Here is a 3529-nt window from a genome sequence, read left to right as displayed (position 1 = left end):
CCTGCACCTTGGGCGAGAAGCCGTTGACCAGGACGAAGGGGACGCCCTGGGCGCGCAGTTGCTCGTAACGCCCCATGTCCGCCGTGTCCACCCGTCCCCGCGGCCCGGCTTCAGTTGCCCGCGCTGTCCACGACCGCCGCCCACTCGTCGAGCAGCGCTTCGGCGGAGGCGTCGTCGGGTCCCTCGGCCCACAGGTGGGTGACGGCTTCCGCCGGGTCGGGCAGCACCATGACCCAGCGCCCGTCCGCCTCCACGACCCGTACACCGTCCGTGGTGTCAACGTCCCGGTCGCCGGCCGCCTCCACGACGCGGCGCATGACCAGGCCCTTCACGGCCCACGGTGTCGCCAGGTCACGACGCAGGACGTGGGCGCGCGGGATGCGGGCGTCGATCTGGCTCAGGGTGAGCTGCGTCCGTGCGACGAGCCCGATGAGCCGCACGAATGCGGCCGTCCCGTCGAAGACACTCGCGAATTCGGGAACGATGAAGCCGCCGCGCCCGTCTCCTCCGAAGATGGTGCCTTCCTCACGCCCCACCCGGGTCAGGTCGTCCGGCGACGTGGTCGTCCACTCGACCTGCGTGCCGTGGTACGCGGCGACCTGCTCGGCGACCCTGGTCGTGGTGACCGGGAGCGCCACCCGACCGCTGCGCCGCTCGGCGGCGACGAGGTCGAGCATGACGAGCAGCGCCCGGTCGTCCTCGACGATCCGGCCCCGTTCGTCCACCAGGGACAGCCGCTCGCCCACGGGGTCGAAGCGGACGCCGAAGGCCGCCCGAGCGGAGGAGACGATCTCGCCCAGCCGCACGAGACCCTTGCGCCGGGCTTCGGCAGTCTCGGTCGGCCGGGATTCGTCAAGACCGGGGTTGATGGTGAGCGCGTCGACGCCCAGCCGCCCGAGGAGGCTCGGCAGCACGAGTCCCGCGCTGCCGTTGGAGGCATCGACCACGACCTTCAGCTGGGCGTCGGCGATCCCGGTCGTGTCCACGTTGCGCAGCAGCGACCCGGTGTACGAGTCGAAGACGCTGGACGGGAAGTAGATGTCCCCGATCTCGCCGGGGAACGCCCGGCGGTACTCCTGCCTGGCGTAGACGCGGTCCAGTTTCCGCTGCCGCGCCTGCGAGAGATCCGCCCCGCGTTCGTCGAAGAACATGATGTCGACGGAGTCGGGCACACCCTGCGACGTACGGATCATGATTCCGCCGGCACTGCCGCGCGCGGTCTGCTGCCGCGCGACGGGCAGCGGTACGTTCTCCAGGTCCCGTACGTCGATGGCGCTGGCCTGGAGGGCGGAGATCACGGCGCGTTTGAGCGCCCGGGCGCCTCGGGAGTGGTCCCGGGCGGTGGTGACGGTGGAGCCCTTCTTGAGCGTCGTTGCGTAGGCGCCGGCCAGTCTGACGGCCAGCTCGGGGGTGATTTCGACGTTCAGGATGCCGGAGACGCCGCGCGCCCCGAAGAGGTGTGCCTGACCGCGGGACTCCCAGATCACCGAGGTGTTGACGAAGGCCCCGGCCTCGATGGTCTTGAAGGGATAGACGCGGACGTTCCCCTGGATGATCGATTCCTCACCGACGAGGCATTCATCGCCGATGACGGCGCCGTCCTCGATCCGGGAGGCGCGCATGATGTCGGTGTTCTTGCCGACCACGCAGCCGCGCAGGTTGCTGTGGTCGCCGATGTACACGTTGTCGTGGACCACGGCCTTGTGCAGGAACGCCCCGCTCTTGACGACGACGTTCGACCCGATGACCGTGTGCTCGCGGATCTCCACGCCGGCTTCGACCTTGGCGTAGTCCCCGATGTAGAGCGGGCCGCGCAGTACGGCGTCGGGGTGCACGTCGGCGCCTTCGGCCACCCAGACACCGGGAGAGATCTCGAAGCCGTCGATCTCGACGTCGACCTTGCGCTCCAGTACGTCGGCCTGGGCCTTCACATAGCTCTCGTGGGTGCCCACGTCCTCCCAGTAGCCCTCGGCGACATAGCCGTAGATGGGCTTGCCTTCCTTCATGAGCTGCGGGAAGACGTCCCCGGACCAGTCCACGGAGGCGTCGGCCTCGACGTAGTTGAAGACCTCGGGCTCCATGACGTAGATGCCCGTGTTCACGGTGTCGGAGAAGACCTGGCCCCAGGTCGGCTTCTCCAGGAAGCGTTCGACCTGGCCCTGCTCGTCCACGATCGTGATCCCGAATTCCAGGGGGTTGGGAACACGGGTGAGGCAGACGGTGACCAGGCCGCCCTTTTCCTTGTGGAATGCGATGAGATCCGTGAGGTCGAAGTCGGTGAGCGCATCACCGGAAATGACGAGGAAGGTGTCGTCCTTCAGCGCCTCTTCGGCGTTCTTCACGCTGCCGGCGGTGCCGAGCGGCTTCTCCTCATTGGCATAGCTCAGCTCCATGCCGAGCTCTTCGCCGTCCCCGAAATAATTCTTCACCAGGGAGGCGAGGAACTGGACGGTCACGACCGTCTCATTGAGCCCGTGCCGTTTCAGCAGCCGGAGCACATGCTCCATGATCGGCCGATTGGCCACGGGCAGGAGCGGTTTGGGCATGCTCGAGGTCATGGGGCGAAGGCGAGTGCCTTCGCCGCCAGCCATCACGACGGCCTTCATGTCGGAAACGTCCTCCTTGAGAGACGACGGTCGAGCCGACTTCGCCCGTCAGGGCAGCTTCTGTGTCATCAGCCGCGGGCCGGCATCGTTGCACGGCACCACATCAGCGAGCTCAATCGGCTACTGCATCCGCCTTGACCAGGCGGCGGACCTGAACCACGTACAAGATTCCTGCCCACCAATAGAGGGTTGTACCCCACCCTGCGAACGCCCATCCGAAAACGGTGGCCACCTCTGCCAGCCAACCATGCCCGTCGCTGAGCAGCAACAAGGGGAATGCGTACATGAGGTTGAACGTGGCCGCCTTGCCGAGGAAGTTCACCTGGGGCGGCGGATAGCCGTGCCGGCGCAGGATTCCCACCATCACAAGGAGCATCAGCTCGCGGGCGAGCAACGCGACAGTGAGCCAGAGAGGCAGGATCTCGCGCCAGGTGAGTCCGACGAGCGTGGAAAGAATGTAGAGCCGGTCGGCGGCCGGGTCGAGTAGCCGGCCGAGGCTGCTGATCTGGTTCCAGCGGCGTGCGAGCTTGCCGTCGAGGTAGTCGCTGACACCGCTGAACATCAGGACCAGCAGGGCCCAGCTGTCACTCTTGGGCCCGCCGAACTCCGGGCGGAGAATCAGCCACAGGAAGACAGGTACGCCGACGAGACGCGCCATGCTGAGGATGTTGGGGATGGTGAGTACCCGGTCCGTCTGAACGCGGGTCTCCTGGACCTCCACCCGGGGGCCTCCTGTGTCAAGAACGTGCCGATGATGCCCCCTGACCCTACCCTCAGCCCCAGTCGACGGGTGCACAGGGGTGGCGAGCACCCTGAAAACGCGAAAAAGCCCCGTGCCATCGGCACGGGGCTTCCCCACAATGATTGTTCGGCGGCGTCCTACTCTCCCACAGGGTCCCCCCTGCAGTACCATCGGCGCTGAA

2 protein-coding genes are annotated in these 3529 nt (G+C 67.0%); both read right to left on the bottom strand.

Translation table 11 applies throughout. From position 1 onward, the window contains the following. Nucleotides 1–110: 110 nt before the first annotated feature. On the bottom strand, nucleotides 111–2606 hold the full coding sequence (locus tag ACN6LM_RS37725) for a mannose-1-phosphate guanyltransferase (RefSeq protein WP_143621900.1): 2496 nt from the start codon (nucleotides 2604–2606) through the stop codon (nucleotides 111–113). 112 nt (nucleotides 2607–2718) lie between these two features. Then, complete coding sequence (locus tag ACN6LM_RS37720) at nucleotides 2719–3327, bottom strand: CDP-alcohol phosphatidyltransferase family protein (protein WP_445069936.1); 609 nt, start codon at nucleotides 3325–3327, stop codon at nucleotides 2719–2721. Nucleotides 3328–3529: the final 202 nt, after the last annotated feature.

This window comes from Streptomyces sp. SAS_281, assembly GCF_052542855.1.
This window is presented reverse-complemented; position numbering and strand designations above follow the sequence as displayed.